We start from the raw sequence: 4,548 nt of genomic DNA, 5'->3' as shown, positions 1-4,548 counted from the left end.
GTCGCGCCTTCCTCGATGGCCGTCTCGTAATCCTGCGTCATGCCCATCGAGAGTTCCGTGAGCGCCGCAGGCAGGTCCGCCGTGCGGTTGATGCGCGCGAGGCATTCGCGCAGGGCCGCAAACACCGGCCGGACGGTCTCGCCCGTCTCGGCGAGGGGCGCCATGGTCATCAGGCCCACGAGGTCGAGGGCGGGAAGGGCGGCGATGCGGTCGGCGAGGCGCGGGGCCTCGGCCGGCGCGACGCCTCCCTTGGCCTCCTCGCCGCTCGCATTCACCTCCAAAAGGCACGTCGCCCGCGTCCCGGCCGCGGCCGCGCGCTTCGAGATTTCCTCCGCCAGGCGGACCGAATCCACGCTGTGGATCATGGCGGCGGCGGGCACGATGTACTTGACCTTGTTGCGCTGGAGTCGGCCGATCATGTGCCAGCGGGCGGGCGCGTCGGCGAGTTCCCTTGCGCGGTCCCTCAGTTGCTGGGCGTGGTTCTCGCCGAGGTCCTGCTGGCCCGCCGCCAGGAGGAGGCGGATCGTTTCGACGGGGACGGCTTTGGTGACGGCGACGAGGCGGACGGCGTCGGGGGTCCGTCCGCTTCGCCGGGCGGCGTCGGCGATGCGGTCGCGGACCTCGCGGAGATTGGCGAGGAGGCGTTCGGGAGCGGGATTCATGGCCGCCATCCAGTGTAGCGGCCGTCGGCGCGGCCGCAAGGGCGGCAGTCCACGGCGCTTCGAATACGGGGGCCGCGTCGGGTCAGGTCCCGGCCGACTTCGTCTGGCCAGGCCTCTGGGTCGCCCCGCACCGTTCGCACGCCGGCAGGAGGGCATGGCGGACGGCGTGGCAGGCCGTGCACTCCTCAAACAGCCGCGTTCCGCACGCCGGGCAGGTGTACGGCTCGTCGGCCCGCGCCTCCGGCAGCGTGGTCGGCGCCAGCGGTTCCTTGAGGCTCCGCCGCGTCCAGACCATGAACTTCATCGGTCCGCGCCGGATGGGGAACCCGCAGATGGGGCACATGAACGTGGCGTACGCCTGCCGATACCGGGCCAATCGCCACGCCGCGCTCGGCGACCGCATGATCTTCACCAGGTAAATGATCGCCCGCACCACCACCGCGATGGCCGCCAGGAGCAGGACGTAAATGAAGTACCCTGTGTGGAAGTGCTCGTGGATCACCTGGAGCACCTCGGCCAGCACCGCCAGGCCGAAGGCATACACGGGCAGCGCGTAGGGTCCGGATCGTTTCTTGATGAAGAGGACCAGGGCAACGGCCATCAGCGGCACGAGGACTCCCAGTTTCGCCGCCCCCACCTTGGCCTCGTGGCGTCGGAGGAGCCGCGCAAACTCCTGGCGGATCGGCGCGCGGGCCACCTCCAAGACATCCTCTTGCGCCTTGATTTTCTCGTCGAGCGTGCGTACCTCGGCTTCGAGTTGTGCGAGTTCTTCGTTCAGGCGCTGGTACTTGGCTTGGTTCATCAGGAACAGCCGCACGGCCTCGGCCAAAGCCTGCTGTTCTTCGGCCGTAGGGGTGACGTTTTTTTCGAGGCTCAGTCGGTGGAGTTCCAGGAGTTGGTTCATTGTGCGCTGCGAGTTGTCGGTGCTATCCCGCAGACGCGTCTGTTGGGCGCGCCGTTCCTCGATCCGACGGCGCAGGTCGGCCCGCTCTTCCTGCAGTCGGTTCGCCATCTCGACCAGGCCGGGGGCCAGGTGGGCTTGTTCCAGTTTCTCGTAGGACGGGCCGGGCCATTCTCCGACCTGGTCGATCACCCGGTTCATGAGCCAGATCAGGAGCAGCCCGAGCACCAGGCTGAAGAAGAACATAAAGAACCGATGGGTCCAGGGGCTCTTTTGAACGACGGGCTCGGTCATGGTCGTCCCTTTCGCAGAAAGTAGTCCATCACTGGCATTATGCCGCGAGAATGGGGGGGTAACCAATAAAATTCCGACACGTCATTCACGCCGGCGGGCTGGGGCGAATGTGGTTGACGGTCGGGTCCGGCGCGGCGACAATGGGCCGCTGATGTTCGGCCGATGAGTGCCATGCAAAAGGGGAATCCGATGGCCAAACGCAAATCCGCCAAGCCGAACCCGACCGAAGAGATCCTGAAGCGTACCCGCGACGAGAAGATCCGCTTCATCCGCCTCTGGTTCACGGACCTGTTGGGGAACCTGAAGAGTTTCGCCATCACGGTGGACGAACTCGAAGGGGCCCTTGCGGAGGGGATGGGGTTCGACGGCTCGTCAATCCACGGGTTTGCGCGGATCGACGAGAGCGACATGATCGCCAAGCCGGACCCTGCGACGTTCTGCCTCCTGCCCGAGGAGAGCGGCACATCGCGCGTGGCGCGGATGTTCTGCGACGTGCTGACGCCCGACGGGAAACCGTACGTCGGATGCCCGCGGAACGCGCTCAAGCGTGCCGTGGCCCGCGCTGCCAAGCACGGGTACACGATGAACGTCGGTCCCGAGGCCGAGTACTTCTACTTCAAGAACGCCGAGGGCACGGAAGTGCTGGACCAGGCGGGGTACTTCGACCTGACGGCCGTGGACGTGGCCCACGACCTGCGGTCGCAGACGGTCGAGATGCTTGAGGCGATGGGCATCGGCGTCGAGTACAGCCATCACGAGGTCGCTCCGAGCCAGCACGAGATCGATTTGCGGTACGCCGACGCCCTGACGATGGCCGACCGGCTGATGACCTATCGGCTGGTGGTCAAGGAGGTGGCCATCGCGAACGGTTGCCACGCGACGTTCATGCCGAAGCCTCTCTTCGGCCAGAACGGTTCCGGGATGCACGTGCATCAGAGCCTTTTCAAGGGCGAGCGGAACGCCTTCTTCGACCCGAAGGACGAGATGTACCTGTCGAAGGTGGCGCGCGGATACGTGGCGGGCCTGATTCGCCACGCGCGGGAGATCATCGGCGTCTGCGCCCAGTGGGTGAACTCGTACAAGCGGCTCGTGCCGGGATACGAGGCGCCCGTCTACATCTGCTGGGCTCGCCGCAACCGCTCGACGATGATCCGCGTCCCGATGTACAAGCCCGGCAAGGAGAAGGCGACGCGGATCGAGTTCCGCGCGCCGGACCCGGCGTGCAATCCGTACCTGGCGTTCGCGGTGATGCTGCACGCGGGCCTGGAGGGGATCGAGAAGGGTTACGAGTTGCCCGACGCGGTGGAGAGAGACATTTACGACATGAACGAGGAGGAGCGCCGGGACCTCGGCATCGCGAGCCTGCCGGGCAGCCTCAACGAGGCCATCGAGGAGATGGAGAAGAGCGACCTGGTGCGGAAGGCGCTCGGCGACCACATCTTCGAGAAGTTCATCGAGAACAAGCGAATCGAGTGGAACGAGTACCGCACCCAGGTCCACCCGTACGAACTGAAAAAGTTCCTGGGCGTGCTGTGAGCGATGGGTTGCGTGTCGCGGAGGTCGGCACGGTCGCCTTCGCCGCGCGCAAACAACGGAGGGCGCGATGCGAACCGCCCTGATTGCCTTGGCCGCCAGCGTCCTCTTGTCAGGTCTCGCTTTCGGCGCCCCTGTCGGCGAACCGCCGCCGGACTTTTCCGGCCTGACGGTGTTGGAACTCCTCGGGAAACTCCGCGACGCCGACGAGATGGTGTGCTCAGATGCGGCGAGGGAACTGGCGAAGCGGTGCAGCGAGGACGAAGGCGTGGTCGACCGGGTGGCGGCCATGCTCCGCGAGCCTGCGGCCGCGACGCGGCGGTACGCCGTTTTAGCGCTGGTGGGCAGCGGGAGCCCCAAGGCCGTGCCGTATGTCGCCGCCATGCTGAAAGACCGCGACGCGGTGGTGCGCGAGTCGATCGGCCATATAATCCGGGATTTCCGCTCGAAGGCCCCGGGCTACTTCGCGCCGCTGATTGCCGCGCTCAAGGACCCCGAGGCGCGGGTGCGGAGTTCGGCGGCGGAGGCTCTGGGCGTCCAGGGCGACGCCCGGGCCATCGACCCTCTTATCGCCGCGACGAAGGACACAGACTTCGCCGTCCGGTACTACGCCATGCAGTCGCTGGGCGAACTCGGGGGGGAGAAAGCGAAGGCCGCCGCTGCCGCTGGCTTGGCCGCCCCGGACGAGCGCGTGCGGTTCTCCGCGGCCCGGGTCCTTGCAGGCATGCGCGACCCCCGCGCTGTGCCGATCCTGATTGACCTACTCGGGTCCAAGGAGTCGATGGTCGCACCGGAGGCCGCCCGCATGCTCGGTGAACTGGGCGATCGGCGAGCAGCCGACGCGCTCGCCTCCGCGGCCGCCAAGAGCGATGATCCGCACTTGCGCGACGCCGCCGCCTGGGCCCTCGGCCGGCTGGGCGCACCCGGCGGGAGCGGCAGCGAGGTTGATCCCAAGGTCCGGCAGAAACTCGACCAACCCATCAGTTTCGAGTTCCAGGGCATCGCGCTCGAGGAGGCGCTGCGATTCTGCGCCGACTATAGCGGCGCCAGCATCCAGGCCCGATGGGACGCTCTCCAGGCGGCCGGCGTCGAGCGGTCGGCGAAGGTTACACTGAACCTGAAATCCGTGCCCTTGGGGGGGGCGCTGCGGCTCATTCT

The 4,548-nt window shown here is 67.0% G+C and carries 4 protein-coding genes; 2 read left to right on the top strand and 2 right to left on the bottom strand.

Translation table 11 applies throughout. The features are described 5' to 3' along the window. Both NTX40_11770 and NTX40_11765 read right to left on the bottom strand, forming a co-directional pair. Positions 1 to 662: YggS family pyridoxal phosphate-dependent enzyme (locus NTX40_11770; protein MCX5649746.1), on the bottom strand; the 662-nt coding region annotated here is incomplete at its 3' end. A gap of 82 nt (positions 663 to 744) precedes the next feature. Beyond that, positions 745 to 1,857 (bottom strand): hypothetical protein, encoded by a 1,113-nt coding sequence (locus NTX40_11765; protein MCX5649745.1) that lies wholly within the window; start codon positions 1,855 to 1,857, stop codon positions 745 to 747. A 189-nt stretch (positions 1,858 to 2,046) separates the two neighbouring features. On the opposite strand from NTX40_11765, the gene NTX40_11760 reads away from it, so the two are divergent. Next, positions 2,047 to 3,393: a glutamine synthetase family protein gene (locus tag NTX40_11760; GenBank protein ID MCX5649744.1), complete on the top strand. Its 1,347-nt coding sequence runs from the start codon at positions 2,047 to 2,049 to the stop codon at positions 3,391 to 3,393. A gap of 67 nt (positions 3,394 to 3,460) precedes the next feature. After that, positions 3,461 to 4,548, top strand: a 1,088-nt coding sequence (locus NTX40_11755; protein ID MCX5649743.1) for a HEAT repeat domain-containing protein, incomplete at its 3' end; no start/stop codon positions are given.

Source organism: Planctomycetota bacterium (assembly GCA_026387035.1).
Classification (GTDB): Bacteria; Planctomycetota; Phycisphaerae; order FEN-1346; family FEN-1346; genus JAPLMM01.
The sequence above is the reverse complement of the archived record's forward strand: the minus strand, read 5'-3'. Positions and strand labels throughout refer to the sequence as shown.

Excerpts from the sequence above, each read along its gene's own strand:
- NTX40_11760 (MCX5649744.1), top strand. The coding sequence starts at position 2,047 with ATGGCCAAACGCAAATCCGCCAAGCCGAACCCGACCGAAGAGATCCTG.
- NTX40_11765 (MCX5649745.1), bottom strand. The coding sequence starts at position 1,857 with ATGACCGAGCCCGTCGTTCAAAAGAGCCCCTGGACCCATCGGTTCTTT.